We start from the raw sequence: 25,968 nt of genomic DNA, 5'->3' as shown, positions 1-25,968 counted from the left end.
TGTTCAAATTTTATTGACAGACTTTCTTTATTGTTTAAGCTCATTAATCTCTTTCAATAGGGTTGTTGTAATAATTTATTTTTTTTAGCAATCTTTCTTTGTATTCTTTTATAAAAGTTGGATTTATTTCTGGATTTGCCACGTCAGCGCCTTGTAAAGGGTCTTTTTTATAATTGGTTTTAAGTTTTAGAAAATTTTCTTTAGATACTTTAATTGTTTTAATGTATTTTTCGTTGTGCGATTCTTGTTGGAAAGAACAATTTTCTTTGCAAAAATAATTTCCTTTCAATGTCCATGAATACTCTTTTTCTGAATCTTCAATTTTTACAATTAAACCTGGGAGTCCAAAGAATTTATAAGGGCCATCATTGATGGGGATTTCGGTAGTAAACCAAGCATTCCATTTTCGTCCACCAAAATCTGTTGTGGCTTTTTGAGTGTTATAATTTTCTATTTTTTGAAATTCGTTGCTAAGTATCCAATTAAAATTTATCTTTTCTACATAATTAAAATTCTGAACTTCTCCTATTACTTCTTTTTGTGTTACAATGCCATTTTCTTTAATAATTTTGACAGAGTTTTTAGGTGTATTATTGGAAAAGGTTTTCCAATCAAACAGTTCGAATTTAGAAGGGTTTTCGTTTGACGCAGTAATAATTGAATCATGAACAGCAAGTTCTTGGTTTAGATAAAGTGATTTGCCATCTTTAATATCAAGAACTGTAAGAAGTTTTTCAATTTTGCTAGAGTCTTTGTTTGGTTTATAGTTTAATTCATAATAAAATCTGTTGATTTGAGAAAATGTTAAAATATTCAATAATAGAAAACTGAAAATAAAGGTTTTTTTCATGGCTTTGATTTTTCTATAAATTTAGTAAATTTTTCACATAAAAAAGTCTGCCCAAAAAATTTGGACAGACTTCTCTTCATATCAAATTTTGAATAACAATTTCTAATAAGAATCTTCATGAACGGAAATCACGGCTCTTCCGCTCGGATCATTCATTTTTTTGAAAGCTTCGTCCCATTCCAAAGCAATTGGCGTAGAACAAGCTACTGATGGAACGGAAGGAACGGTTAAAGCAGCGGTTTCACTAGGGAAATGCTCTTCAAAAATCGTTCTGTATCTGTATTCTTCTTTGTTTTGAGGAGTGTTTTGAGGAAAACGGAATTTTGCATTTGCCATCATTTCATCAGTCACCTCTTTTTCGGCAATTTCTTTTAAAGTGTCAATCCAGCTGTAACCAACTCCGTCAGAAAACTGTTCTTTTTGTCTCCAAGCAATCGATTCTGGTAACAAATCTTCAAAAGCTTTTCTCAATAACCATTTTTCAATTTTTGGTTCGTGAGCAGTAACCATTTTATCTGCAGGATTTACGGTCATGGCAATATCCATAAATTCTTTGTCCAAGAAAGGAACTCTTCCTTCAATTCCCCAACTCATTAATGCTTTGTTGGCTCTCAAGCAATCGTATAAGTGTAATTTCCCTAGTTTTCTTACCGTTTCATCATGGAATTCTTTAGCATTGGGAGCTTTGTGGAAATATAAATATCCTCCAAAAAGTTCATCGCTTCCTTCACCAGAAAGTACCATTTTAATTCCCATAGATTTAATCACTCTCGCCATTAAATACATCGGTGTAGAAGCTCTTACTGTGGTTACATCATATGTTTCGAGGTGATAAATTACATCTTTTACCGCGTCTAAACCTTCTTGAACGGTAAAGTGAATTTCGTGGTGAACAGAACCAATATGTTCTGCTGCTTTTTGAGCAGCCGCTAAATCTGGTGAACCTTCTAAACCTACTGCAAAACTGTGTAATCTAGGGTACCAAGCTTCTTGTTCGTCTCCACTTTCGATTCTTTTTTTTGCATATTTTGCTGCAATTGCAGAAATAATAGAAGAATCTAAACCTCCAGAAAGTAAAACTCCATAAGGAACATCACTCATCATTTGTCTGTGTACCGCATCTTCTAAACCTTTTCTAATGGCAGCAATGCTGGTTTCGTTATCTTTTACGTTTTCAAAATCTTCCCAATCTCTTTTGTACCACTGTTGAAGTTCTTGACCGTCTTTGCTGTATACAAAATGCCCAGGTAAAAAAGTCTCAATTTTATTGCAAACGCCTTCTAAAGCTTTCAGTTCAGAAGCTACATAATAGTTTCCGTGTTTGTCCCAACCTTGATAAAGCGGACAAATTCCCATGTGATCTCTTGCGATTAAATAAATGTCATTTTCAATGTCATAAAGTGAAAATGCAAAAATCCCGTTGAGTTTTTCGATGAAATCTTTGCCGTATTTTCTATAAAGTGCCAAGATAACTTCACAATCAGACTGAGTAAGGAATTCATAATCAGGGAATTCTTTTCTGAGTTCTTGGTGGTTGTAGATTTCGCCATTCACAGCAAGAACTACTTTTCCGTCTTTGGTAAATAGAGGTTGTTTCCCAGAAGTTGGGTCTACGATTGCTAGTCTTTCGTGAGAGAAAACGGTTTTTTCTGATTGGAAAATTCCGCTCCAATCTGGACCGCGGTGTCTAATTTTTTTAGACATTTCTAATATCTGAGGACGCAGAGCGTCTGTTTTTTGTTTCGCATCAAACAAGCATACAATTCCGCACATATCTTAAATAAATATTTTAAAGTTGATTAAATGTTTATGTTTCGTATGCAAAAATAGATTTAAAGTTTATAAATAAAAATAAAAGATTAAAATTGGTTAATAATTTCAACTAATTAACTTTATTTTAGAAATATTTTTAATTTAAACGATTGTTTTGAAACAAGGATGCGAATTTTTTTAAGTTGAAAAAATAAAAAAAGCAACCTTTATTCACGGTTGCTTTAAAAGTTATATTGTGAATTTATTTAAACTCTTTCAATCAGAGCCATATAAAATCCGTCAAAACCTGTACTTGGCATTACTTTTTCTTCTTTTACTAATTTGAAATCAGGATTGTTTTTCAAGAAATTTTCTACCTGTTCATTGTTTTCACTTGGCAAGATAGAACAAGTGGCGTAAACCATTTTTCCACCTTTTTTAATGATTTTAGAATAATCTTGAAGAATGGTTTCTTGCTCTTTTCTAATTCTATCGATAAAATCTTGGTCAATTTTCCATTTAGAATCTGGGTTTCTTTTTAAAACGCCTAAACCAGAACATGGCGCGTCTATCAAAAGTCTGTCTGCCTTTTCGTGTAATCTTTTGATGACTTTATTATCTGTAATTTCTCTGGTTTCTATATTGTGAGCTCCCGCTCTTTTTGCTCTACGTTTCAGTTCGGCTAATTTCCAACCGTGAATATCCATGGCAATGATTTGACCTTTGTTTTCCATCAAAGCAGCAAGGTGAAGCGTTTTTCCTCCAGCTCCTGCACAAGCATCTACTACACGCATTCCAGGTTTTACATCTAGAAATTCTCCAATTTTCTGTGAGCCAGCATCTTGTACTTCAAAAAGACCATCTTTAAAAGCTGAAGTTAAGAACACATTTTTCTTTTCTTCCAACTGTACCGCGTTTTCGAAGCCTGGAACTTGAAAACTTTCTACATTTTCGTGTTTTAGTTCTTCGATTAAGTGTTTTGTTGAGGTTTTCAAAGAATTGGCACGTAAAATAGTTGGCGCTTGTTCATTAAGCGCAATCATTTCTTTTTCCCAGTTTTCACCGAGTTCTTTTTCTAAAGTTTCTACCAACCAATCTGGGATAGAATGTTCAAAAGCTTTAGTAGGAACGGTTCCTTTCTTTAATTTGGTAATAATATCCGCAACTTTTATTCCTTGAAACTCTTCGAATTTTTTATATTCTGTTTCGCTCCAAAGCAAATAAGCTAGGATAAGTCTGTAAATGTTATTAGGTTTTGCGCCTTCTCCAATGTAATATTCTAGGCGTTTTTTCCAACGGATAATGTTGTAGAAAATTTCAGAAACTACCTTTCTGTCTTCGCTTCCCCATTTTTTATGAGCCTTCAAAAGTCTTTCTATGACTTTATCTGCGTATTTATTTTTTTCGAAAAAAGTTTCTTGTAGTGCATCGTGAATACCGATGAGTAGATTTCTGTGGATAAGTTGCATACGAATATTAAATTATGAATTTTAGATTTTAAACCTAAAATTTCTGCAAAAATACGGAATTTTTTGCTGGAAGTTCAAACAAATGAGTATAGTAGTTTTTATAAAGGTTTTTTGGAACGCTTTCATTCTGAACCTAGCAAAGCGAAGTGAAAAATCTATTTGAAGAAATAGTTTTAATTAACATATAAAGTATAGGTAGCTGAAAAAATTTTTTTCTTTCTATTTTGATTAAATATTTTATTTATTTCACTTTTATCTTTTAAAACGATTGAATCATTCTCTTTATTAATAATTATTTGATGAAAAGGAAAACTATCTTCACCGCCACCATAACCAATACTCCCAAATATTCTAAATGTTTCTTTAGGTTTAATAATAGCAGAATCTAGTTCTCTACAATAAATATTTTTATCATATACTTTTATTGGAGGTTTTGTGATTACATAAATATCTTTTTCTGTATTATTACTAACATAATAAGCATAACCTGGATCACAAGAAATAATGGTAAAAATAGCTAAAAGCCAAAATAAATATTTCATAATTTTAATTTTCACTAAAATTAACAAATTTCTGTGCAATTCTGTGTTTTCTGTGAGAAAAACATAAATTTGCAAAAAATTAAAAAATGAGTGAATTAATGCATTGCCCAAAATGTGGAAGCGAATTTACCTACGAACAAGACAATCTTTTGGTTTGCAGCCAATGTTTCCATGAGTTTGATCCTGCAGAAGTAGGTGCAGAAGATAAAATTTTCGATAGCAACGGAAATGAATTGCAAAATGGTGATTCTGTGGTAGTTATTAAAGATTTGCCAGTAAAAGGAGCACCAAAACCTGTAAAAGCAGGAACTAAGGTGAAAAATATTAGATTAAGACCAGGTTCTGATCACAATATCGATTGTAAAATAGATGGTTTCGGAGCAATGGCATTGAAGTCTGAATTTGTGAAAAAAGCTTAAGTACTTTTTAATTTGCACAAATTTTCTCGAGTTACTCAAATTACTGATTTGGCAAAATTTGTATAATTCGAGGAAATTAGCACAATTTCTAAAAAAAAAAGGAAAGATTTGGCAGGGTTCTTTTCTAAGACTTTGATTGTTCGCACGAAACGAATCTAATTTCAGTCCATCAAGGCAGAAAGAGAATTAACCAAAAATTTCCTTACGTTTTTCAGGGAAGACAAAATTAATAAATTTTCTAGAAATAAAATGAAATTTTAGTTGGATGTTCTAAACGATGAATTTTAAACTCAACCTTTACCTTTACCTTTACCTTTACCTTTACCTTTACCTAATCCTTAACCTCAATCTTAATATTTCCCTCCAATTTGTTTTCTGAATACATAACAAGCGGAATATTATGAACCAAAATCTTGTTCCAATAATGGTTTCCCGCAAATCTGCTCTCTACAATTTGAGCATCTAAACCATTTTCGGTGAGTTTTACTTGATGCGGGAAGAAATAATTTTTAGAAACGTTGAGTACCGATTTTTCTTCTTCGGAAATGGTGTTTACTTCGCCCAAAAGTTTTGCTACATAAGCATTATAAGGATTTCTGAAAGTTTCTTCAGCATTGTCATTTTGAATCAATCTTCCTTCTTGTAAAACAATGATTTGGTCAGTCCAAGGAAGAATTTCTTGAATTTCGTGAGTAGAAATCATCACAGAAAGTTCATGTTCTTTAGCATAATTAAACAAACGTTCTCTCAATTCCATTTTTCTGGAATAATCTAAATTACTGAAAGGTTCATCTAATAAAAGCAGTTTTGGCATTACAGAAAGCGCTCTCGCAATCGCAACTCGCTGTTGCTGACCGCCACTTAAATTTTTTGGCAAAACATGCGCGTAATCTTCTAGTCCAACTACTTGTAAAAGCTCCTGAATTTTTTGCTTTTTCTCTGAAAGATTGGTGTTAGAAATAAATTTCCCAATATTTTCGGCCACAGTAAGATAGGGCATTAAATCATAATTCTGAGAAACCAACTTCATGCCGAGTTCGCCTGGGACAATGTTTCCTTTCGGTCCGAAAAGTCTTTCTTCTTCCAGATAAATTTCTCCGCTTTGCCAATTCAGCAATCCGTAAACAATATTAAGAAGAGTAGATTTTCCACAGCCAGATTCGCCAGCCAAAGCAATAATTTTACCTTTTTCTACAGAAAGATTGATATTTCTGAAAAGTAAAGTTCCGGGTTTGTAACCGAAATATAAGTTTCTAACATTCAAAAGCATATACAAAAATAAGCATAATAAAAGAATTTTTGAAAATTTGAAGAGAAATTTCTTACTTTAGCAGAAGTAAAATGATAAAAAACAGTTAAAAATGAAAAAGAATTTATATAGAGTTTTGGGGATTTTAGCGCTCTCTTTTTTAGTGATTTCTTGTGGAAAAGATAAACCTGTAACTAGCGAAGCCAATGAAGTTTTAGCCGAAACTGATGGTGTACTCTACAAAGTAGACACCATGAACAGTAGAATAGAGTGGAAAGGTTATAAAGTGCTAAAGTCGGATCAAACCACACATTTCGGTTCTATAAAATTTGAAAGTGGAGATGTTACCGTAAAAGATGGTAAACTGCAATCAGGGAAATTTGTGGCAGATATTACCACACTAGAAAATATAGATTTAAAAGATGACCAAGAAATGAAAGCTAAATTAGAAGGTCATCTGAAAAGTGGAGATTTCTTCGAGGTAGAAAAATTTCCTACCGCTTCTTATGAAATTACCAAAGTAACCGAAAATGCAGCTGGAGATTATAACACGCTTTTAGAAGGAAATCTTACGATTAAAGGCATCACAAAACCAGTTCAGTTTAAAGCAAATGTAACGGTTGCAGAAGGAAATGTAAGCATTGCAAGTGAACCAACAGATATCAATAGAGAAGATTTCGGGTTAAAATTTGAGCTTCCTCTGGAAAATGGTTTGCTGAACAAAGAAATTAATCTTCAGATTTTGGTAAAAGCTTTAGAAAGCAAGTAATTCTCAAGAGCCAAGTAAAAATAACCAAGTGAAAAAAATAGGAACTCGCAGTTTTGTGAGTTCTTTTTTATGAATTAAGTTCGGGATTATTCTGTGCTGGTTTTTGTGGTTAAAAATTAAAATCCGTATTTTTGCAATTCTATAAAGCAAACCAATGTTAGATAAGATAGATGAGTTATTGAAAGAAGTGCAAGGTTTTACTTCTACTAACAAAGACGAAATTGAACAATTTCGTATCAAATTCAATGGGAAAAAGGGAATTTTAAATGATTTTTTCGAAAAATTTAAAGAAGTTCCGAATGAACAGAAAAAAGAATTTGGTCAAAAAATCAATACACTCAAACAAGCCGTGAATACTAAGTTAGAAGAACTGAAAGAAGCTACTTCTAGCCAAATTATTATCGAAAAAGAAGACCTTACGAAACCTGCTTTTCCGTTGGAATTGGGTTCTCGTCATCCTATTAATTTAGTGAAAGGCAGAATTATTGAGATTTTTAAATCTATTGGTTTTGCAGTTTCTGATGGACCAGAAATAGAAGATGATTGGCACAACTTTACTGCGCTTAATTTACCAGAATATCATCCTGCAAGAGATATGCAAGATACATTCTTCATAGAGCAAAATCCAGATGTTTTATTAAGAACGCATACTTCTTCGGTGCAAATTCGTCACATGGAAGAAAATCAGCCGCCAATTAGAATTCTTTCTCCGGGAAGAGTTTTCAGAAACGAAGCTATTTCTTCTCGTTCACACTGTATTTTCCACCAAATAGAAGGTTTATACATTGATGAAAACGTGAGTTTTGCAGATTTGAAACAAACTTTACAGTTTTTCACTACAGAACTTTTTGGGAAATCAAAAATCAGAATGAGACCTTCTTATTTCCCTTTTACAGAGCCAAGTGCAGAAGTAGATGTTTATTGGGGATTGAATTCTGAAACCGATTACAGAATTACCAAAGGAACCGGTTGGTTAGAAATTATGGGTTGTGGAATGGTAGATCCTGCTGTTCTTAAAAATGTAAATATCGATGCGGATAAATACTCTGGTTACGCATTCGGAATGGGAATCGAGAGAATCGTAATGTTGCTTTATCAATTGGGAGACATCAGAATGTTCTTCGAAAATGATAAGAGAATGCTAGAGCAATTCGGGCATTTATAAATTAGAATTTATTATTGAAATTTTCAGAAATGATAAAAAGAAAGCGTTCAAAATTTTTTGAACGCTTTTTTATTTTTAAGATTTTTTGAACCAATTTTTTGCTCTGTTGTAATCTAAGAAATAAGTAATTCTGAGCGAAAGATTGTTAATCATAGGTTCATTAAACAATCGGTCGAAATTATCTCTCATGCTTAATCTGGCTACATCTAAGAAATTCTGAGCTTGATTTCTGTACAGTAAAGTCAGCTGTGAACCTGGCGCAAACCACCAACTGTAACGTAAATCCAGATTCCATGAATTAAAAGTTCCGTCTTTGTTTTCTGCGAAACTAGTGTCTGGATTAAGTTCTCCATTATCTTTTAACGTGTAAAATTGTCTGTAAGCAACTTCAGAAAAATAATGACGGAAAGTAAGATTAATCGCCATTTTTTCATTAAAAGTATATTGAGAAGAAACGCTATTTTCTACAGAATTTCTTAATCTTCTGCCAATGAAAATATTCGTGTCGTCTTTTCCTACAAATCCTGTTTCATTATTGAAATTAGCATAATTTAAAGTGTGGAAAATAGAGAAATGGTCATTAAATCGATATCGGGTATTGATTTCTGACATGTACGTAATTCTCTTGTCTTCATTGTATTTATAAAATTCTACATAACCACCGATTTTGAATTTTTTTCTTTCATCTGTATTGGCAAAAACCCATGGATTATACATTGCCGGAATGAAAAGATATTTTCCGAAGGTTCTCGGTTCGTAAATATCATTGGTTCCAAGTGGTTTTACCATCAATCCACCTCCGAAATTAAAAAACTTTTTATTGGTAATTTGTAAATTTTGGTGAATCACGAAATCTGCAAATAAATCAGTTTCTAACCTTCTGTTATTATTTACTTTAAGGCTGTAATTCAATTGATTGATATTGCCTTTTGGTTGCAAATAACGGTAATTATAATTCGCGCTATAATTCACATAATTGGTTTGTCCAGTAAATCCAAGGTCGTTAATGTCATAATTTTTATCTCTCAAGAAAACTTCTGCGCCGAATTGATGCCCTTTAATAATTTGGTTATAACCAGCATTTCCTTCAAAACCGAATTTTTGTTTTTGATTTTCGAAAACCCAACTTCCTTCTGTGGAACCGAATACCGAAAATGTATTTTTCTTATTGGTTAAGTCTAGGAAAACTCCAGTTGCATTGGCATCTCTGAAATCTCCGCTTCTCATCACACTTGTATTGATGAGGGAAACCGAAGAATTTTCACGAAATCTTTGGTCTAAAACAAAGACATTGTAATTCGCCAAAGGTTCTGTTACTTCTTTTCTGATTTCGCCAGTGTTGATATTTCTGATGGAAGCTTCTGTTTTTTCGGTAATGGCATTGAAAAATCCAATTCCTAAGCCTTTTTTTGTTCTTCCAGAAATTTTAGTAGCGTTAAAAAGTTTTACTTTTTCTGGATTTTCTGCAAATTCTTCATCGGCTGCAAGTTGAGGAAACTTACTTGGGAAACCACCAATTCTTCTGGAATAAAATAGGTTTCCTTTATTGAAAAGTTCTGTTCCTTCATTGAAAAACGAACGCTGTTCGCTGAATTGTTGTTCAAATGGTCCTAAATTTAGAACGGTAGCATCAAAATTGGTTTGTCCAAAATCTGGAATCAAAGTGGTGTCTAGTGTAAAAGCGTCATTAATTCCGTATTTTACATCCATTCCGCCGTTGATGTTGGTAGTGGTTTTTCCGTCATAATAATTTACATAACTCGAAAAATAGGGGAGGAATGACAATCTGGTAGGCGTTTGTATATTTTCTACGCCGTTTAGAATTCCGTCATATAATAAGAAGCTTCCTTTTTGATTATTCACATGATTCCATGTATAAGCGGTTTGCAATCGATTAACTTGTCGGAAAAAATTAATTCCCCATTGTTGTCTCTCGCTTTTAGGAAATCTCATCTCGAAATAAGGGATTTTCATCTCAACAGACCAACCGTTTTCTAAAATTTTCACGCCAGAATACCAAATTCCGTTCCACGAAAAATCTTCACCATTTTGATTGGTAATTTTGCTATCTGCTTGTACACCTGCCGCAGTTACAAAGAACTCCAAACTCTGCTGTTTATCATTGTATCCATTAATAAAAAGTACAAAAAAATCATCATTTCCTATATTGTCTCTTTCGGTGAGTTCTTTCCCAATTTTAGAAGGTTCTTTGTCATACATCATCGCAGAAACATAAATCCCGGTATCGTCATAAGCGACTTTTACTTCTGTTTTGAAATCAGGATTTTCAGCTTTGCCATTATTAGGTCTTAGTTCTATAAAATCATTAGCAATAGGTGCGTTTTTCCAAATTTCATCATCTAAAATTCCATCAATCTTTGGCGCTTTTTCTACTCTTACCGCGTTAATGGTTTTCCGGGTAATGTTTTCGGTTTTTTCTTCTTGTGCCGAGGAAAAACCGACAAAAAGAAAAGTGAATAAGATGATGATTTGAACTTTCATGTATTTTTTATTTAAAGAAATTAGTTGCAAAATATTTTCATTTGTTTCAATTAGAACAACTAATCTTTTAGTTTTATTACATTAAGTACAAAAAAATCCGACAAAAATTGTCGGATTTTATATTTCAAGAAATTTTATTTAGAAAAATTCAAAGGATATTTTACGTTGGCATAACCGTCTAAACTTGCTTTGAGAGAACCTACTAAAAGTTCTGCTCTAATTTCTACGGGAACGTGGTTTTCGTCATTGGTTACCCACATCGTAACGCCTTCTTGAGATTTAAAAATTCTACCACTCATTACGTAAGGTTTGATTTTAAGACAAGAAATATTACCAAATTTGGTCGTTTTATTTTCTGCGGCCACCACTTTTAGCATAAAAGGATAGGATTCGTCATCAATCCAAACGTTCATTTTAATATTACTTCCTACTTTAAATTTAGATTTGTCCATGCTTCTAAGGTTGTAAAAAGAAGAAAGCATATCTTGAATTCCTCTCATGGTTTTAAAATTTTTAGAAGTTTGGTCTAGTTTATTGGTGAGTGTAAGTGATTGATTATCATGGTTAAATTCGGTTTCATAATGTCTTCTGTAACCACCTTCCGAAACGTTTCTTACATAATAACTTGGCAATCCAGTAGCGATATTGATGTAACTTTCATAGATGTCATCTACTTTGAAGAAAGCTCTTACTGTACCTGTACTTCTCCCAACTCCTGTCACTCTGTAATGAGGTTTTCCTTTATAAGTAATTTGGTTGGTGGTCAATGTAGCTGTTCCTGCATTTAAGAAACCATAATGTAATCTATACGAGAGTTTTTCACCACTTTTAATATTGTCAATTTGTGAAAAAACAGTGATTGAAATTAATAAAAATATAAAATTGAAGATTTTTTTCATAATCGATTTTTAAATATTTATTTCTTCGCAAATTCTTTGCCAAAATTTTAAAGTGGCAATTTTAAGCATAATCAGTTGTGACAAATGTCATAAAAGTTACATAGGCCAAACCACAAAATTTGCTATATTTGCAAAAAATGAAAAGTTTTTATTCGTAATTCAAATTTACAATAAAAAATATATAAATGATAAATACAGATTTATTGATTATCGGAGCCGGACCAACCGGTCTTTTTGCTGTTTTTGAGGCAGGTTTACTTAAAATTAAATGTCACATCATAGATGCATTGCCACAACCAGGCGGGCAATTGGCAGAACTTTATCCTAAGAAACCAATTTTTGATATTCCTGGTTATCCATCAGTGTTAGCAGGGGAATTGGTAGATAATTTAATGGAACAAATTAAACAGTTTGAGCCTGGTTTTACTTTGGCAGAAACTGCAACTACTCTTAATAAATTAGAAGATGGGACGTTCGAAGTGATTACCAATAAAGGTACCGTTCACCGTGCAAAAGCTGTGGCAATTGCTGGTGGTTTAGGAACTTTCGAGCCGAGAAAACCGTTGATTGACAATATCGCAGACTACGAAGAAAAAGGAGTAGAATATTTTGTGAAAAATCCTGAACATTTCAGAGATAAAAATATTGTAATTGCTGGTGGTGGTGATTCTGCACTGGACTGGAGTATTTTCTTGTCTAATGTGGCAAAATCTGTTACGCTTATTCACCGTAGAAATGAGTTTAGAGGTGCTCTTGACTCTGTAGAAAAAGTACAAGAACTTAAAAACGCAGGTAAAATTAACTTAATCACGCCAGCAGAAGTAATTGGTCTAAAAGGTGATGGTCATATAGAAGCTATTACAGTAGATAAAGAAGGTGAAGTTTACGATTTAGCAACCGATTATTTTATTCCGCTATTTGGATTAACTCCTAAATTAGGTGATATTGCGAATTGGGGATTAGAAATTGAGAAAAATGCGATTGTGGTAAATAACGCTTTGGATTATCAAACCAATATTGAAGGCGTTTATGCAATTGGCGACGTGAATACTTATCCAGGAAAATTAAAATTAATTTTGTGTGGTTTCCACGAAGCAACTTTGATGTGTCAAAGTGTCTACAATAGAATGAATCCTGGCAGAAAATATGTCTTGAAATATACCACAGTAAGTGGAGTAGATGGTTTTGATGGAACCAGAAAAGAAGCTGAAAAAGCAGTAGTGAAGAAGATAGATTAAGAGCCAAGTGAAAAGATTCAAGTAAAAAACTTGAATCTTGAATTTTAAATTTTGAATTAATGGCATTAGACGTAAATATAAAAATTACAGATAGAAACGGAGTTACCCATGAAGTGGCAGCGCCTACAGACATGGCAATGAACTTGATGGAAATCGTGAAACTCTATGAATTAGCAGAAGAAGGAACAATTGGCGTTTGTGGAGGAATGGCAATGTGCGCTTCTTGTCAATGCTATGTAAAAAGTGACACTCCGCTTCCTGAAAAATCAGATGAAGAAGAAGCAATGCTTTCTGAAGCTTATAATGTGAAAGAAAATTCTAGATTAGGTTGTCAAATTCACATCACAGAAGATTTAGAAGGGTTAGAAGTAGAATTGGCTCCTTATGAATAAGGAAATTGAAAAAATAAAGTAGAGACAAGTTAGGACTTGTTCATCAAAAATAAAAAGACGCAACTTAGTTGCGTCTTTTTTATGGGTAATTATTTGATATTTAATTCTTTACAGGAATATTTTTCAAAATTTCTTGTAAATATTTCCAGAATTTTTGAGCAGATGGAATATTCGCTCTTTCGTCTGGAGAATGCGCTCCTCTAATCGTAGGCCCGAAACTTACCATTTCCATTTTTGGATAATTCGCTCCAATAATTCCGCATTCTAAACCAGCATGACAAGCAACAACGTGAGGTTTTGCTCCGAAGTCCTTTTCATAAATTTCTGTCATGATTTTAATGATTTCTGCACCTGGTTTTGGTTTCCAACCTGGGTATGATCCAGAAAACTCAACTTGCATTCCTGCCAGTTCAAAAACAGATTTCAGTTGTTCGGCAACAGCCATTTTGGTAGATTCTACTGAAGAACGAGTTAAGTTTAAGATTTTTAAACCACCGTTTTTCAATTCTACTCTTGCAATATTGTTAGAAGCTTCTACTAAATCTGCAACGTCTGGAGACATTCTGTACACACCATTGTGAGCAGATTTTAGCGCCAAAATAATTTTTTTAGAATCTTCCACAGAAAGTCCGTTCTCTGTATTTTCAGCGGTAGCGAAATTGATTTCTAAATCTTTTTCAACCGATGCAAATTCTTCTAAAATATCAGATTTAAGAGTTTCTAATTTCTGTAAATATTCAGAAGCGTTATTTACAGCAAACAAAGCGTGAGCTTCTCTAGGAATAGCGTTTCTCAATCCGCCTCCGTCAATAGAAATCAATTGAATTTCGTTTGAAATTCCTGCACAAAGCAATCTTCCCAAGATTACATTAGAGTTGCCAAAACCTTTATGAATATCCATTCCAGAGTGACCACCTTGTAAACCTTTGATTTCAATTTTTACAAAATTGGAAGAAGTAGAAGTCACAGTATAGTTGGCAGAAGCCGTTACATCGATACCACCAGCGCAACCTATATCTATTTCGTCATCTTCTTCAGTATCTAGATTTAATAAAATTTCGCCTGTTAATTGACCAGGTTTTAAACCAAGCGCTCCCGTCATTCCCGTTTCTTCATCTATGGTAAAAAGCGCTTCAATAGCAGGATGAGCAATGTCTGTACTTTCTAAAATACTCATAATGGCTGCAACGCCAAGTCCATTGTCTGCACCTAAAGTGGTTCCTTTTGCTTTCACCCAATCTCCATCTACATACATTTCGATTCCTTGTGTATCAAAATCGAAATCTACATCATTATTTTTCTGACAAACCATGTCAAGGTGAGATTGTAAAACCACAGTTTGACGGTTTTCCATTCCTGCGGTTGCTGGTTTTTTGATGATAACGTTTCCTACTTCGTCTACAGAGGTTGGTAAACCAAGATTTTCGCCAAAATTTTTAATAAAAGCGATAACTCTTTCTTCCTTTTTAGAAGGACGTGGAACGGCATTTAGTGCCGCGAAGTTTTTCCAAATATTTTGAGGTTCTAAATGGGTAATTGACATATAAAATGATTTCTTACAAAGATAATGAATCGTGAAAATGTAAACATAAAAAAAACCTGCAAAATGCAGGCTTTTCTTTTATTTTTTAGCAAGTAAATCTACTTGTTCGTAAATTTTTTTCTTGTATTGTTCTAATTCTTCGCCGTATTTTTCTAAAAATAATCGAGCGCTCATTCCATAAACTGCTTTGTTAATGGTAGTAAAGTCTTTTTCGTTTTGCTTCATCAGCGTTTGATAATCTTCTGAAGAAAGTAACTCTTTTTTTGATTTGATGTATTTTCTGATGTCAAAATAATATTTGCTAATTTCTAAATCTGCTTCATTATTTTTAACCGAAACATCATTCATGGTAAAATAGCTTTGATAATTATCGCTGTCTCTTTTTACATTGTTAGAAGAATTTTGTTGTGCAAAAGAAAGTGCTGAAAATAGTATTGCTGAAAGTAATATTAGTTTTTTCATAAGTGATTGGATTTTATCAAAGATAATAAACATTTTTTATTTGATGTTAACCTTTTGCTCTTTCTAATAAAACCATCATCATTAGGCTTAAAACCACTAAAGTTTCGTCTTCATCTGCAATGTCATTGATTTGGTCTAACTGGAATTTTCTACCAAAAAATGAAGGCATTTTCTTCAAACGATAAATTTCCTTTCCATTATTATCGTGAACAATATAAGTAGGATTGAAAAAATAACCTGTAAAAATTCCCAAAATTGGAATTTCGGTAAAGAATCCGTCTATAATTTTTACCCAAGCATTTTCTTCCTGAACTTTATATTTTTGGTTGTCAAAAGCATCCATTACAAAATAAGTAGCCTTCCAAATAGAGCGCATTCCTTTTCTGGCGATTTTTCCTAAATTTTTTCCAGTGTTGTCTGTTATGGCATAACTTGCGTTAAAATCTATCCATTGATTAGCTCTTATTCTAAAGTTTTCCTGCGTTCTGCTTTCGTTATTGTAAACAACTACATCTTCTTTTAGTTTGAATAATTTTTGACGAACATAAGCCAAAGAATTTCCGTTTTTGTCAGAAATATTGAAATCACTTGAAAGGGTAGAAATTTTAAATTTTAAAAATAGCGGATACTGAAGATTTTGCATAGAAATTTATTTTTGATAAAGATAATTTTAAATTTTCAAATTTTCAGATTTTCAAATTAAAAAGTACATTTGTATAATGAATTTTCCCAGTAAAGTTTTAGAAAAAGCCGTAGAAGAAATTTCTAGTTTGCCCGGAATTGGTAAAAAATCTGCATTGAGACTTGCTTTGCATCTGCTTCGCGTTCCAGAATCTCAAGGAATGGCACTAGGTAAAGCCATCCAAAAATTGGTAACGGACATTAAATATTGTCAGGAATGTCATAATTTTTCAGATGAAGATATTTGCGAAATTTGCAGTAATTATAAGAGAAATGATGAGGTGCTATGCATTGTAGAAGATGTAAGAGATGTCATGGCGATAGAAAATACGGCTAAATTTAATGGTAAATATTTGGTTCTGGGCGGTAAAATTTCTCCCATGGAAGGAATTGGGCCACACCAATTGAATATTTCTTCTATTGAAAAAAAACTGAATGAAGGAAAAGTAAAAGAGTTGATTTTTGCGCTTTCTGCAACCATGGAAGGAGATACTACAGCATATTATTTATACAAAAAATTCAAAGAATTTCCGGTGACTTTTTCTACGATTGCTCGTGGGATTTCCGTGGGTGATGAACTGGAATATGCAGACGAAATCTCTTTGGGAAGAAGTATTGTGAACAGATTGCCTTACAACGAAAAAATGTAATTTTATAAAAATTTCGCAGTATGATTTCTGGAATTATTCCTCTTTACAACGCCGAAAATACCATTCTAGCTGCACTGGATTCGGTGAAAAATCAAGAAGGGAATTTTGATTTTGAAATTTTGGTAATCAATGACGGTTCTACAGATAAAAGCGCTGAAAAAGTTCAACAATTTATTGACGAAAATCCTCAGTTAAATATTCAATTGATTCATCAGTATAACAAAGGCGTTTCTTCAGCTAGAAATGCGGGTTTGAGATTGGCTAAAGGTGAATTTATAGCTTTTTTGGATGCAGACGATGTTTGGTTGCCACACAAAACCAAAGTGATGATGAAGGTTTTAACAGAAAATTCAGAAATTGATTTTTTGGTGGCTTTAGCCAATGATGAACAATCTGGATTTCCCTATATTTTTAATGGGAAAAAACTGGCGGAAATCTCTATGAAGAAAATATTAATCAGAAATGTAGGGCCAACTCCCACCGCAATTTTTAGAAGAAAAGTAGTAGAAGATACAGGTTATTTTAATGAAAATCAAAGGTTTGCAGAAGATGCCAATTATTGGCTCAGAGTTTCTGAAAAAAATAAAATGTTCGTTTTAGGAGAAAGTTTAGTGATTACGGGTTCAGGAAAAAAATCTTTCGGTGAATCTGGACTTTCGGGAAATCTTTCAGCAATGGAAAAAGGTTTTCAGAAAAATCTTAAAGAAATGCTTCAGCAAAAAAGAATTTCGGCAATAGAATATTTCTTTTTCTATTTGTTTTTGAAGTTAAAATATATCATCAGAATTATAAGAGCGAGAATATAATGAAGCTTTCCATCATCATATTAAATTACAACGTTACACAGTGGTTAAGAAATTGTCTTTTATCCATTGAAAAATATGTACATGATATTGATTATGAAGTAATTGTGATTGATAATCAATCGCCAGATACTTCATGGAAAGATTTAATAATGGAGTTTCCTACAGTTAATTTTATAGAAAATTCATCCAATGAAGGTTTTGCCAAAGCCAATAATAAAGCTGTAAAAACGGCAAAAGGCGAATATATTTTATTGCTCAATCCAGATACAGAATTAGAAGGAAACTACATGCGTGAAATTTTGGATTTTGCAGATGCTCAAGAAAATTTGGGTTGTCTTGGCGTGAGATTTCACGATTTGCAGGGCAATTTTTTACCAGAATGCAAACGTTCTGTTCCTGATGTGTTTAATTCCTTTGAAAAATTATTTTCACCATTTCAGTCGAATCAGTCTTCTAAGAAAAACTATTACCGAAACGACATTGCAGAAACAGAAATTGCCCCAGTCGAAGTGATTACAGGTGCTTTTTTATTGATGAAAAGAGAATTATATCTGGAAATTGGCGGTTTAGATGAATCGTATTTTATGTACGGAGAAGATATAGATTTGTGTTACACCTTGCTGAAAAAAGGTTATCAGAACTGGTATTACGGTAAAAATTCTATTTTGCACATCAAAGGCGAAAGTACGGTAAAAGATGAAAAATACCTTTCTAATTTTTACGGAGCCATGCAGATTTTCATTGAAAAATATTACAAGAAACAATCACCGTTGCAATATCAGTTTTTGAAATTTGGACTGAAAGTTCGACACTTGATAGCAAAACTTCAACTCAAATAAAAAGCGATTCAGAATTTCTGAATCGCTTTTTAGATATTGTAAATAATAAATTATTTCGTAGCAGTTGGTTTTTGAACCGGAGCTTGTGGAGCTGATTGAGCAGGAGCTTTAGCTTCTTTTTTCTCTGGAGCATTTACGTCTTTAATTTGTACGCTTGGTTTTGCAGTAAGCACTACGCTTAAGAAAATCAATGAAACAATGATAATCGCTAATACCCAAGTGGCTTTTTCCATAAAATCATTCGTTCTCTGTACGCCGAATTGTGCAGAAGAACCGCCAAAGGTAGCAGATAAACCTCCACCTTTTGGGTTTTGTGCCATTACAATAATAACTAATAAAACACAAGCTATGATGATTAACACCATGAAAAGACTAAATATAGTACTCATCTTATATTAAAATTTTTGAGTTGCAAATGTAGTGATTATTTTTATAAAATTTGTAAAATATTATAAATTAATTTGTTGGTAAAGGTGCACCAACTGGAATATCACATCTGTGACCGGGCTGTCCGTGTGCAGGATTCATTCCATCTGCTACTGTTGTAGAACCAGCGTTGTTTTGTGGTGCAGCAATTGGAGCAGTGGTAGTGGTTTGAATATCAGTGGTTTTTACCGTTGTAGCTTCAGCTTTTTTAGAATTTAATGGAGCGCCAACTGGAATGTCACATCTGTGATTCGGTTGTCCATGAGGTGGATTCATTCCCGGTGCAGTTGGTTTTGGCTGATTGACTGAAACTGTATTACTTTGTGGAGCAACAGGAGCAGAGTTGTTCATTATGATAGGCGCAGAATTCTGTGCATTTGTCACATTTGATGAATCAGAAGCACTTTTTTGCTCATAAGAAGCCAATTCAGGAGAAAGGGTTTCAGGAGTTTCATTTTTTTTCTGACAAGAAACCAAAGCGAGCGTTAGAATGACTAAATATATTTTTTTCATATTTTTATTGAAATCAAGACGTTAATATTAATAGGATAACTTTTGGTGGTAAATCTAAGTAAAATTTAGATTTAAATTTTCATAAATTAGCAATACCATATTTTAAAAACGACCACCATGTTAGAAAGCTCACAAATTACCTTTATTTCTGAAATTAAAACCAAAGTAAGAAACGCTCAATACGAAGCCATGAAAGCCGTAAACGTGGCTTTAATCAATTTGTATTGGGAAATCGGTAAATCTATTGCAGAAAAACAATCCGAAAGTTGGGGCAAATCTATCGTTCCTACACTTTCTAAAGAATTACAAAATGAATTTCCAGGAGTTGGCGGTTTTTCGGTGGGGAATCTTTGGTTGATGGCGCAGTTTTATTCTGAATATCAATCAGTTGAAAATCTCGCACCATTGGTACGAGAAATTAGTTGGAGCAAACATATCTCTATTCTGAAAAAATGCAAAAACCCAAAAGAAAGAGAATTCTATATTTTGGCAACCAAAAAATTTGGGTGGACTAAAAACGTGCTGATTCATCAAATTGAAAATAAACCTCTCTAAAATTGCTTCTAAAGAGGTCAAAATATATGTTTTTGAAAACTATTTTCTAAAAAAAGGAGTTGTGCAACAAGCACCAATGTTAGCTGTAGTGTTATTTTGGATAAGCAATTACTTTATCTAATTCTATCGGATTATTATATTTACGGATAGAATTCTTTAGCTGTTCATCAATTTCTTTACTGTTTTTAGAATTTACAATAGTTCCATCATTCAAATATAATTGCTCTGAGTTTTCTGCACTATTTTTAATAAAATTTACTGGTGATTCATAATATTTGAGTTTTGCTGTTTTATATTTTTCCCAAGTTATAGGAATACCCAATTTTTCAGACATTTCGATAAATTGGTTTTCTTCTTCTTTTATTTTTTCTGATCTTACTAATTCAAAATGATAATTCTTCTTGTCATCATAAATTTCAACAATCAGTCCGGGTAAACCGTGAAATTTATATGGTCCCTCTTGAAACGGAATTTCTTCAGCAAACCAAGCTGTCCAATTTCTTCCGCCCCAAGTTGTTATTGCTTTTTGCAAACTTAAATTTTTGACATTTTTCTTTTCTTGAGATAAATTCCATTTTTGAGTATCATTTGTTTGAAGTTGCAAAACCGTATTTTCTAATAAATCATATTGAAAAAACTCATTGTTGTTATTTTTATGAACGATAATATCCGAAGTATTGAGTTTCATCTCTTTCGGAAAAGGAATATTATTGGTAATTAGAGAATCTGCCACAAAAAAATCATACGTATAATATTTTGTTTCCTTTGTTCCGATGTCAAGAATATAATTCTCTTTCGTTGTTATGTTGGAAGTAGAGTCTTTTTTGTAAACCACATCATAAATAAAGCGGTGTGTTTGTGCTATTGAATAATTATTGAACACAATAATTAAAACCAAAGCAATAAAATTAGTTTTCATACTATTTTTCATTAATAAATTCTTGTTCTTCTTTAGTCAAAATAATTTCCCCTTTGTCATCACTTATTTTTAAATTATTCCAATATGCTTGGTTTATTTTCACAGGATTTTCCAAACCTTTTTTGTCTGTTTCTTGAAAGTTTTTAAAAATAATTTCTCTTTCTGAACTGTATTCAAAAGTTTCGGTATCGGTTATTGTCTTGAAACCTTGAGTTTTGAAAGATATTTTGGAAGGGAAATATTTCCCATCCTTTTTGTAATAATCAAACATAATAATTCCGTCACCTAATTGTCTGAAAAATATATTTCCATTTTCATCTTTCAGTTTTCTCGGTTCGAATTTGTTTTGAATAAAATCCAATTCAAAATGGGTAATTGCTCTATCTTTTTTGTTATAAATAAATTTCCCTGTGTATATTAGGGACGAATCAGATTTTATTGAATAAGATATTTCTTGTTCATCACCATTTTCATACACCAATCTTCCGCTTTTTTTGGCATTCTTGATTTTAGAAAGTCCGTAAGTTCTCCATAATTCATAACTCAAAAACATATCACCAATATTATCGTGTGAAATTTCCGGTTTTTTTTCTCTTACTTTATTTTTGGAAGGTTTTGATTTTAAGAAGCGTAAGTCATCAATTTGTATTTGAACAAACCTATCAAATTTATCATTAAAAGCATCTTTTGCATTATATTCTCCATCTCTACTCCAGAACTTTCCATCGGCAATCATTAAAAGTTTTAAATCATTATTTTCGTGCGATTTTTGCTTAATCGTTACATTATAAATGATGGGTTTATTATAATAGATATCGGAATAATTGTTTGCAACGTCTTTTAGAATCTTTTGAAAATCAATTGAAACAATTTTTACTTCGTCAATTTCTTTGTAAATCGGTTTTAATTTTAAAATTGGTTTAAAATCATTTCCTTTTAATGTTTCATATCCTGAAGCAGAGATTTCCAAATTCTTGGAATTTTTTAGCAGGCTATATCCTTCATCATTTGTATAATAAATATTTCCTTCCGAGATAATCCGTGCATTAGGAATCGGTTGAGAAGTTTCAGCGTCCACAATTTGTGTTTTTTGAGCCAAGAAAATAGAACTGTAAAAAAGAAACAAAAGAATAATTTTTCTTTTCATATAAATGATTTTTTTGATTGCGTAAAGTAATGTTATTTATCGTATACAATCTTAATTTTACACCTTAATGTTTTTATAAATTTTGTTATGGAAACGTTAAATATCGGGATTTTTGGGAACATTACAGCTAACGGTTCGGCGGATTTGCGAAGTACCGAGAAGGAAGTTTGCTTCCGTTCTTGGGATTTAGCGCATCACCAAATATACAAAAGTATTCTTTATACTCAAAAGCTTATTAAAAATCTTAACTTTATCTAAAGTAATGTCAAAGGAAAGTCAAAGGAAAGTGTAATGAATGTCAGTAAAAAGTAATTGTTTTACTTGCAAGTTAAAGGCAAGTTAAAGGCAGGATAAAGGCATGTTAAAGGCAGGATAGTTGCTTGTTGCTCAAAATGTTTTGAGTTTTCTTTTCCATTAAGTTCCCTACGAAAAGACAAACAAACCACCTAAATTATCTCCAACCAATCTCCCAACTTCGGACTTCGGACTTCCGTCTTCCAACTTCCGTCTTCCAACTTCTGTCTTCCCCCTTCCAACTCCCAACAAATTTTCATAAATTCGCAACAGAAAAATTTGCAGTAAAATATGGATTATTTGAAAGGATTAAACGAACCTCAGTATGAAGCAGTTACCACTTTGCACGGGCCATTGATGGTTTTGGCAGGAGCAGGTTCTGGTAAAACGAGAGTTCTTACGATGAGGATTGCACATTTAATTACCAACGGAATTGATCCTTTTAATATTTTGGCGCTTACATTTACCAATAAGGCCGCCAAAGAAATGAAATCCCGTATTGCAAAAGTAGTAGGAGACAGCAATGCAAGAAGTCTTTGGATGGGAACTTTCCACTCGGTGTTTGCTAGAATTCTGAGAAGCGAAGCGCATTTTCTGGGTTTTCCGTCTAATTTTACCATTTATGATACGCAAGATTCTCTGAATGTTCTCAAAAAAGTATTGAAAGACCTCAATATTGACCAAGAATTATACAAACCTAAAAAAGTTCAGGCAAGAATTTCTAATTTCAAAAATAATCTCATCACGGTTCATGCCTATCAGAATAATCCAGAATTAATCGAAGCCGACGAACGTGCCAACATGAAATATATTGGTCAAATCTACGAGAAATATGTAGAACAATGTTTCAGAAATGGAGCGATGGATTTCGATGATTTACTCTTGAGAACCAACGAATTATTAACGAGATTTCCAGAGGTTCTGGCGAAATATCAAGACCGTTTCAGATATATTTTGGTAGATGAGTACCAAGATACCAACCATTCTCAATATTTAATTGTAAAAGCACTTTCTTCAAAATTTGAAAATATTTGTGTGGTAGGAGATGATGCGCAGTCCATTTACTCTTTCCGTGGTGCTAATATTTATAATATTTTGAACTTCAAGAAAGATTATCCAGATGCCAAAACCGTTTCTCTGGAGCAGAATTACCGTTCTACGCAGAATATTGTGAACGCTGCGAATGTGGTCATTGCCAGAAACAAAGAACAGTTCAAAAAAAATGTATTCAGTGATAATGAAGTGGGCGATAAAATAAAGGTTTTCAGAGCGCTTTCAGATGCAGACGAAGCCAATTTTGTGGCGAATAACATTTGGGAACAGCACAACGCTAACCAAAGAAAATTTACAGATTTTGCCATTTTATACAGAACTAATTCCCAGACCAGAGCTTTCGAAGATGCACTGAGACGTAAAAATATTCCGTACAGAGTTTATGGCGGTTTAAGTTTCTACCAAAGAAAAGAAATTAAAGATTTGGTTGCGTATTTAAGACTTTTGGTCAATGAAAATGACAGCGAAGCTTTGCTAAGAGTCATCAATTATCCCACTCGTGGAATTGGAGAAACCACTCAGAATAAATTGATTGTTTTTGCAGATTCACAAAATGTGAGTTTGGCTAATGTTTTAGATAATTTGGGAATTTATGCACCACATTTAGGTTTTAACAATGGCGTGATTTCTAAGTTGGCGGATTTTTGGAGCATGATTAAAGCCTTCCAAGTGATGCTGAAAACCGAAAATGTGTACACTGTTGCAATGGAAGTTGCTCAAAGAAGTGGTTTAATCAAGTTTTTGAAAGACGACCAAACTCCTGAAGGAATTTCCAGAGTAGAAAACGTGCAAGAACTCATGAACTCTATGCAAGGTTTCATTGAAGAACAACAGCAATTGGAAGACGGAGACCCAAGTTTGTCGAGTTTCCTAGAAAACATCGCACTTTCTACAGACCAAGACAAAAAATCTGAAAACGAAGACCAAGTTTCTTTGATGACGATTCACTTGTCAAAAGGATTGGAGTTTCCAGTGGTTCATTTGGTAGGTTTAGAAGAAAATTTGTTCCCAAGTTTTATGAGTTCTTCCACGCGTGAAGAGTTGGAAGAAGAGCGAAGATTATTCTACGTAGCTTTAACCAGAGCCGAAAAACAGGTGTTCTTTTCTTACGCCGTTTCCAGATTTCAATGGGGTAAAATTACAGATGCAGAACCTTCCAGATTTTTAAGCGAAGTAAACGAAGAGTATATAGAATTCTTAAATCCGGCTGTAGAAAGCAGATTTGTGAATAAATCTGGATTAAGTTCAGATATTTTTGGTGATAATTCTTTTGAACCGAGAACTTTCAAAAAAATTGAAAAGAAGAAACTTTCTTCTTCTGAACCTGAATCTTTGCCTTTACCTAAAAAATTAAAACCGGTTGCTTCGGCAAAAATCATCAACCCGAGCGGAAATTCTTCTCAAGATATTGAAGTAGGAGACAGAGTTCGCCATGATAGATTTGGAGTAGGAGAAGTAGTTTTTCTTGATGGAACTGACCCAGAAAACATTAAAGCTAAAGTAAAATTTGTAACAGAAGGAGAAAAAAATCTAATCCTGAAATTTGCAAAACTGACGAAACTATAAACGAAAAAACGTGCTTATTTGCACGTTTTTTATTTTTAATCAGAATTTCTAATTGTTCTTTGCGAAAAATCTTCGAGTCTTTGCGTGAAATTCATAAACTTTATTTTACCAATTCTTCAAAAAGTCTGTCAAAAGTTTTGTCCAAATCTTTAGATTTTCCAGGATGAGGTCTGGATGTTTGAATCACAGCACTTCTTACTGCAGTGAGCCAACGAAAACGTTCAGGAATTTCCAGCAAAGCAATTGGGCCGCCTTCTTTTTCGCCTTTGGCAACTTTTTGGAAGTTTTCCAGATTTTTAAAAACTTCATCGTAGTCTAATTTGCTGTGCATCAGTTGGAATTTGTCTTTACAGAGATAAAATTCTACTCTTATGTATTTCTCTTTCTTAGAAAACATTACCAATCCTATGTTGAAAAATTCTTCTCTTTCAACTTTCGGAACAAGTCTTATTACTGCGTATTCGTAAATTTTATCCTCTTGCATTTTTGGCTTCGTTTAAAAAGATTTCTGAATGTTCTAATCTGGTTTTCAAGAAATTAAAATAAATTTCTCGTATTTCTTCTGGCGATTCATCGGCATCATTCCACTGCAACCAATCTTCAGGAATTAAATTCACAATCGTTCTGAAAACTTCATCATTTAAAATCGATTTTGCAAAGGCATCAGCTTCGTCTAATTTGCTGGCTTGAGGAAGCAAAACGTGGTCTTTTACATATTTGAAAGGTGTTTTCGCAGCTGCATCAAAATTTTGCCATGAATGATGGAAGTAAAAAGAAGCTCCATTATCAATCACCCATAATTCTTTATGCCACCAAAGAAGATTAGTATTTTTGAAAGTACGGTCAATATTCGTAATAAACGCATCAAGCCAAACAATTTTAGAAGCCAAAAGTGCATCTATTTTCATGCTTGGATCATATGCAATAGCTCCAGAAAGATAATGCAAACCTAAGTTTAGGCCTTCTGAAAATTTCAGTAAATCCTGAATTTCTTCATCGGCTTCAGTTCTTCCGAAATCTACATCTAGATTCGCAAAAACCAATTCTGGAATTTTCAAACCTAGAATTTCAGCAATTTTTCCGCCCAAAAGTTCAGAGATCAGCATTTTAACACCGTGACCAGCGCCTCGGAATTTCAAAACGTATTTAAAATCATCATCCGCTTCTGCTAATGCAGGCAAACTTCCACCTTCACGCAGCGGAAGAATGTAACGCATTACCGTAACATTTCTTAAGTTTAAGTCTTTCATTGATGCAAAAGTACAAAA

The 25,968-nt window shown here is 33.1% G+C and carries 27 protein-coding genes; 11 read left to right on the top strand and 16 right to left on the bottom strand.

All coding sequences use genetic code 11. The features are described 5' to 3' along the window. Positions 1 to 43 precede the first annotated feature (43 nt). The 4 genes from KKQ76_RS07020 to KKQ76_RS07005 all read right to left on the bottom strand — a co-directional run bounded on the left by KKQ76_RS07020 (position 44) and on the right by KKQ76_RS07005 (position 4,613). Positions 44 to 850, bottom strand: a complete 807-nt coding sequence (locus tag KKQ76_RS07020) for a GLPGLI family protein (protein ID WP_213196471.1) — start codon at positions 848 to 850, stop codon at positions 44 to 46. 102 nt (positions 851 to 952) lie between these two features. Continuing rightward, complete coding sequence (asnB, locus tag KKQ76_RS07015; protein WP_213196469.1) at positions 953 to 2,623, bottom strand: asparagine synthase B; 1,671 nt, start codon at positions 2,621 to 2,623, stop codon at positions 953 to 955. A gap of 245 nt (positions 2,624 to 2,868) precedes the next feature. Beyond that, positions 2,869 to 4,071, bottom strand: a complete 1,203-nt coding sequence (locus KKQ76_RS07010; protein ID WP_213196467.1) for an RsmB/NOP family class I SAM-dependent RNA methyltransferase — start codon at positions 4,069 to 4,071, stop codon at positions 2,869 to 2,871. A 173-nt stretch (positions 4,072 to 4,244) separates the two neighbouring features. Beyond that, positions 4,245 to 4,613 carry a hypothetical protein gene (locus KKQ76_RS07005; protein WP_213196466.1) on the bottom strand — a complete coding sequence of 123 codons (369 nt, stop codon included), beginning with the start codon at positions 4,611 to 4,613 and terminating at the stop codon, positions 4,245 to 4,247. Between the two features lie 86 nt (positions 4,614 to 4,699). Here KKQ76_RS07005 and KKQ76_RS07000 point away from each other — a divergent pair, with 86 nt between their 5' ends. Next, positions 4,700 to 5,032, top strand: coding sequence for a zinc ribbon domain-containing protein YjdM (locus KKQ76_RS07000; RefSeq protein ID WP_213196465.1), 333 nt, complete (start codon positions 4,700 to 4,702; stop codon positions 5,030 to 5,032). 331 nt (positions 5,033 to 5,363) lie between these two features. Here the strand turns inward: KKQ76_RS07000 and KKQ76_RS06995 are convergent, their stop codons facing one another. Further along, positions 5,364 to 6,302 (bottom strand): sulfate/molybdate ABC transporter ATP-binding protein, encoded by a 939-nt coding sequence (locus KKQ76_RS06995; RefSeq protein ID WP_213196464.1) that lies wholly within the window; start codon positions 6,300 to 6,302, stop codon positions 5,364 to 5,366. A gap of 91 nt (positions 6,303 to 6,393) precedes the next feature. Here KKQ76_RS06995 and KKQ76_RS06990 point away from each other — a divergent pair, with 91 nt between their 5' ends. Together KKQ76_RS06990 and pheS are read left to right on the top strand one after the other, a co-directional pair. Continuing rightward, positions 6,394 to 7,050 (top strand): YceI family protein, encoded by a 657-nt coding sequence (locus tag KKQ76_RS06990; protein ID WP_213196462.1) that lies wholly within the window; start codon positions 6,394 to 6,396, stop codon positions 7,048 to 7,050. Between the two features lie 154 nt (positions 7,051 to 7,204). After that, the gene (gene pheS / locus KKQ76_RS06985) at positions 7,205 to 8,215 is read left to right on the top strand and encodes a phenylalanine--tRNA ligase subunit alpha (protein WP_069799384.1); all 1,011 of its coding nucleotides are present in this window, start codon (positions 7,205 to 7,207) and stop codon (positions 8,213 to 8,215) included. A 75-nt stretch (positions 8,216 to 8,290) separates the two neighbouring features. Here the strand turns inward: pheS and KKQ76_RS06980 are convergent, their stop codons facing one another. Next, on the bottom strand, positions 8,291 to 10,717 hold the full coding sequence (locus KKQ76_RS06980; protein ID WP_213196460.1) for a DUF5916 domain-containing protein: 2,427 nt from the start codon (positions 10,715 to 10,717) through the stop codon (positions 8,291 to 8,293). 134 nt (positions 10,718 to 10,851) lie between these two features. Further along, positions 10,852 to 11,616 (bottom strand): DUF3108 domain-containing protein, encoded by a 765-nt coding sequence (locus KKQ76_RS06975; RefSeq protein WP_213196459.1) that lies wholly within the window; start codon positions 11,614 to 11,616, stop codon positions 10,852 to 10,854. Between the two features lie 185 nt (positions 11,617 to 11,801). On the opposite strand from KKQ76_RS06975, the gene KKQ76_RS06970 reads away from it, so the two are divergent. Both KKQ76_RS06970 and KKQ76_RS06965 read left to right on the top strand, forming a co-directional pair. After that, a complete protein-coding gene (locus tag KKQ76_RS06970) occupies positions 11,802 to 12,854 on the top strand; it encodes an NAD(P)/FAD-dependent oxidoreductase (protein ID WP_213196458.1) in 1,053 nt (350 codons plus the stop codon). A gap of 59 nt (positions 12,855 to 12,913) precedes the next feature. Further along, positions 12,914 to 13,246: a 2Fe-2S iron-sulfur cluster-binding protein gene (locus tag KKQ76_RS06965; protein WP_213196457.1), complete on the top strand. Its 333-nt coding sequence runs from the start codon at positions 12,914 to 12,916 to the stop codon at positions 13,244 to 13,246. A gap of 100 nt (positions 13,247 to 13,346) precedes the next feature. On the opposite strand, the gene KKQ76_RS06960 is transcribed toward KKQ76_RS06965, so the two are convergent. The 3 genes from KKQ76_RS06960 to KKQ76_RS06950 form a co-directional block, all read right to left on the bottom strand. Continuing rightward, on the bottom strand, positions 13,347 to 14,789 hold the full coding sequence (locus KKQ76_RS06960; protein WP_213196455.1) for an aminoacyl-histidine dipeptidase: 1,443 nt from the start codon (positions 14,787 to 14,789) through the stop codon (positions 13,347 to 13,349). A gap of 78 nt (positions 14,790 to 14,867) precedes the next feature. Next, positions 14,868 to 15,251, bottom strand: coding sequence for a hypothetical protein (locus KKQ76_RS06955; protein ID WP_213196454.1), 384 nt, complete (start codon positions 15,249 to 15,251; stop codon positions 14,868 to 14,870). 46 nt (positions 15,252 to 15,297) lie between these two features. After that, positions 15,298 to 15,894 carry an LURP-one-related/scramblase family protein gene (locus KKQ76_RS06950; RefSeq protein ID WP_246501360.1) on the bottom strand — a complete coding sequence of 199 codons (597 nt, stop codon included), beginning with the start codon at positions 15,892 to 15,894 and terminating at the stop codon, positions 15,298 to 15,300. A gap of 76 nt (positions 15,895 to 15,970) precedes the next feature. Between KKQ76_RS06950 and recR the strand changes: the two genes are divergently transcribed. The 3 genes from recR to KKQ76_RS06935 are packed head-to-tail and all read left to right on the top strand — an operon-like array spanning position 15,971 to position 18,227. Beyond that, positions 15,971 to 16,582 carry a recombination mediator RecR gene (recR, locus tag KKQ76_RS06945; RefSeq protein WP_213196453.1) on the top strand — a complete coding sequence of 204 codons (612 nt, stop codon included), beginning with the start codon at positions 15,971 to 15,973 and terminating at the stop codon, positions 16,580 to 16,582. Between the two features lie 20 nt (positions 16,583 to 16,602). Beyond that, complete coding sequence (locus tag KKQ76_RS06940) at positions 16,603 to 17,388, top strand: glycosyltransferase family 2 protein (protein ID WP_213196451.1); 786 nt, start codon at positions 16,603 to 16,605, stop codon at positions 17,386 to 17,388. Continuing rightward, positions 17,388 to 18,227 (top strand): glycosyltransferase family 2 protein, encoded by an 840-nt coding sequence (locus KKQ76_RS06935; RefSeq protein WP_213196449.1) that lies wholly within the window; start codon positions 17,388 to 17,390, stop codon positions 18,225 to 18,227. Before KKQ76_RS06940 ends, KKQ76_RS06935 begins: the two co-directional genes overlap by 1 nt. Before the next feature lie 50 nt (positions 18,228 to 18,277). Here KKQ76_RS06935 and secG read toward each other — a convergent pair whose 3' ends face one another. Both secG and KKQ76_RS06925 read right to left on the bottom strand, forming a co-directional pair. Then, on the bottom strand, positions 18,278 to 18,616 hold the full coding sequence (gene secG, locus KKQ76_RS06930) for a preprotein translocase subunit SecG (RefSeq protein WP_069799356.1): 339 nt from the start codon (positions 18,614 to 18,616) through the stop codon (positions 18,278 to 18,280). A 67-nt stretch (positions 18,617 to 18,683) separates the two neighbouring features. Then, positions 18,684 to 19,166: a hypothetical protein gene (locus KKQ76_RS06925; RefSeq protein ID WP_213196448.1), complete on the bottom strand. Its 483-nt coding sequence runs from the start codon at positions 19,164 to 19,166 to the stop codon at positions 18,684 to 18,686. A 117-nt stretch (positions 19,167 to 19,283) separates the two neighbouring features. Between KKQ76_RS06925 and KKQ76_RS06920 the strand changes: the two genes are divergently transcribed. Next, the gene (locus KKQ76_RS06920; protein WP_213196446.1) at positions 19,284 to 19,721 is read left to right on the top strand and encodes a DUF1016 N-terminal domain-containing protein; all 438 of its coding nucleotides are present in this window, start codon (positions 19,284 to 19,286) and stop codon (positions 19,719 to 19,721) included. 91 nt (positions 19,722 to 19,812) lie between these two features. Here the strand turns inward: KKQ76_RS06920 and KKQ76_RS06915 are convergent, their stop codons facing one another. Further along, complete coding sequence (locus KKQ76_RS06915; RefSeq protein ID WP_213196445.1) at positions 19,813 to 20,640, bottom strand: GLPGLI family protein; 828 nt, start codon at positions 20,638 to 20,640, stop codon at positions 19,813 to 19,815. A 1-nt stretch (position 20,641) separates the two neighbouring features. Then, entirely contained in the window at positions 20,642 to 21,787 is a 1,146-nt protein-coding gene (locus tag KKQ76_RS06910; RefSeq protein WP_213196444.1) for a peptidase associated/transthyretin-like domain-containing protein, read from the bottom strand. A gap of 87 nt (positions 21,788 to 21,874) precedes the next feature. On the opposite strand from KKQ76_RS06910, the gene KKQ76_RS06905 reads away from it, so the two are divergent. Further along, complete coding sequence (locus tag KKQ76_RS06905; protein ID WP_213196443.1) at positions 21,875 to 22,045, top strand: hypothetical protein; 171 nt, start codon at positions 21,875 to 21,877, stop codon at positions 22,043 to 22,045. Positions 22,046 to 22,372: 327 nt separating this feature from the next. Continuing rightward, a complete protein-coding gene (locus tag KKQ76_RS06900) occupies positions 22,373 to 24,700 on the top strand; it encodes an ATP-dependent helicase (protein WP_213196442.1) in 2,328 nt (775 codons plus the stop codon). A gap of 100 nt (positions 24,701 to 24,800) precedes the next feature. Here KKQ76_RS06900 and KKQ76_RS06895 read toward each other — a convergent pair whose 3' ends face one another. Together KKQ76_RS06895 and KKQ76_RS06890 are read right to left on the bottom strand one after the other, a co-directional pair. After that, on the bottom strand, positions 24,801 to 25,184 hold the full coding sequence (locus tag KKQ76_RS06895; RefSeq protein ID WP_213196440.1) for a DUF3037 domain-containing protein: 384 nt from the start codon (positions 25,182 to 25,184) through the stop codon (positions 24,801 to 24,803). Then, positions 25,171 to 25,950 carry a HipA family kinase gene (locus tag KKQ76_RS06890; protein ID WP_213196438.1) on the bottom strand — a complete coding sequence of 260 codons (780 nt, stop codon included), beginning with the start codon at positions 25,948 to 25,950 and terminating at the stop codon, positions 25,171 to 25,173. Before KKQ76_RS06890 ends, KKQ76_RS06895 begins: the two co-directional genes overlap by 14 nt. Positions 25,951 to 25,968: the final 18 nt, after the last annotated feature.

It is taken from the genome of Cloacibacterium caeni (assembly GCF_907163105.1).
Lineage (GTDB): Bacteria > Bacteroidota > Bacteroidia > Flavobacteriales > Weeksellaceae > Cloacibacterium > Cloacibacterium caeni_A.
This window is presented reverse-complemented; position numbering and strand designations above follow the sequence as displayed.

Bases quoted from the DNA above. Each gene is read 5' to 3' on its own strand.
- KKQ76_RS07020 (WP_213196471.1), bottom strand. From the start codon at position 850: ATGAAAAAAACCTTTATTTTCAGTTTTCTATTATTGAATATTTTAACA.
- asnB (WP_213196469.1), bottom strand. From the start codon at position 2,623: ATGTGCGGAATTGTATGCTTGTTTGATGCGAAACAAAAAACAGACGCT.
- KKQ76_RS07010 (WP_213196467.1), bottom strand. From the start codon at position 4,071: ATGCAACTTATCCACAGAAATCTACTCATCGGTATTCACGATGCACTA.
- KKQ76_RS07005 (WP_213196466.1), bottom strand. From the start codon at position 4,613: ATGAAATATTTATTTTGGCTTTTAGCTATTTTTACCATTATTTCTTGT.
- KKQ76_RS07000 (WP_213196465.1), top strand. From the start codon at position 4,700: ATGAGTGAATTAATGCATTGCCCAAAATGTGGAAGCGAATTTACCTAC.
- KKQ76_RS06995 (WP_213196464.1), bottom strand. From the start codon at position 6,302: ATGCTTTTGAATGTTAGAAACTTATATTTCGGTTACAAACCCGGAACT.
- KKQ76_RS06990 (WP_213196462.1), top strand. From the start codon at position 6,394: ATGAAAAAGAATTTATATAGAGTTTTGGGGATTTTAGCGCTCTCTTTT.
- pheS (WP_069799384.1), top strand. From the start codon at position 7,205: ATGTTAGATAAGATAGATGAGTTATTGAAAGAAGTGCAAGGTTTTACT.
- KKQ76_RS06980 (WP_213196460.1), bottom strand. From the start codon at position 10,717: ATGAAAGTTCAAATCATCATCTTATTCACTTTTCTTTTTGTCGGTTTT.
- KKQ76_RS06975 (WP_213196459.1), bottom strand. From the start codon at position 11,616: ATGAAAAAAATCTTCAATTTTATATTTTTATTAATTTCAATCACTGTT.
- KKQ76_RS06970 (WP_213196458.1), top strand. From the start codon at position 11,802: ATGATAAATACAGATTTATTGATTATCGGAGCCGGACCAACCGGTCTT.
- KKQ76_RS06965 (WP_213196457.1), top strand. From the start codon at position 12,914: ATGGCATTAGACGTAAATATAAAAATTACAGATAGAAACGGAGTTACC.
- KKQ76_RS06960 (WP_213196455.1), bottom strand. From the start codon at position 14,789: ATGTCAATTACCCATTTAGAACCTCAAAATATTTGGAAAAACTTCGCG.
- KKQ76_RS06955 (WP_213196454.1), bottom strand. From the start codon at position 15,251: ATGAAAAAACTAATATTACTTTCAGCAATACTATTTTCAGCACTTTCT.
- KKQ76_RS06950 (WP_246501360.1), bottom strand. From the start codon at position 15,894: ATGCAAAATCTTCAGTATCCGCTATTTTTAAAATTTAAAATTTCTACC.
- recR (WP_213196453.1), top strand. From the start codon at position 15,971: ATGAATTTTCCCAGTAAAGTTTTAGAAAAAGCCGTAGAAGAAATTTCT.
- KKQ76_RS06940 (WP_213196451.1), top strand. From the start codon at position 16,603: ATGATTTCTGGAATTATTCCTCTTTACAACGCCGAAAATACCATTCTA.
- KKQ76_RS06935 (WP_213196449.1), top strand. From the start codon at position 17,388: ATGAAGCTTTCCATCATCATATTAAATTACAACGTTACACAGTGGTTA.
- secG (WP_069799356.1), bottom strand. From the start codon at position 18,616: ATGAGTACTATATTTAGTCTTTTCATGGTGTTAATCATCATAGCTTGT.
- KKQ76_RS06925 (WP_213196448.1), bottom strand. From the start codon at position 19,166: ATGAAAAAAATATATTTAGTCATTCTAACGCTCGCTTTGGTTTCTTGT.
- KKQ76_RS06920 (WP_213196446.1), top strand. From the start codon at position 19,284: ATGTTAGAAAGCTCACAAATTACCTTTATTTCTGAAATTAAAACCAAA.
- KKQ76_RS06915 (WP_213196445.1), bottom strand. From the start codon at position 20,640: ATGAAAACTAATTTTATTGCTTTGGTTTTAATTATTGTGTTCAATAAT.
- KKQ76_RS06910 (WP_213196444.1), bottom strand. From the start codon at position 21,787: ATGAAAAGAAAAATTATTCTTTTGTTTCTTTTTTACAGTTCTATTTTC.
- KKQ76_RS06905 (WP_213196443.1), top strand. From the start codon at position 21,875: ATGGAAACGTTAAATATCGGGATTTTTGGGAACATTACAGCTAACGGT.
- KKQ76_RS06900 (WP_213196442.1), top strand. From the start codon at position 22,373: ATGGATTATTTGAAAGGATTAAACGAACCTCAGTATGAAGCAGTTACC.
- KKQ76_RS06895 (WP_213196440.1), bottom strand. From the start codon at position 25,184: ATGCAAGAGGATAAAATTTACGAATACGCAGTAATAAGACTTGTTCCG.
- KKQ76_RS06890 (WP_213196438.1), bottom strand. From the start codon at position 25,950: ATGAAAGACTTAAACTTAAGAAATGTTACGGTAATGCGTTACATTCTT.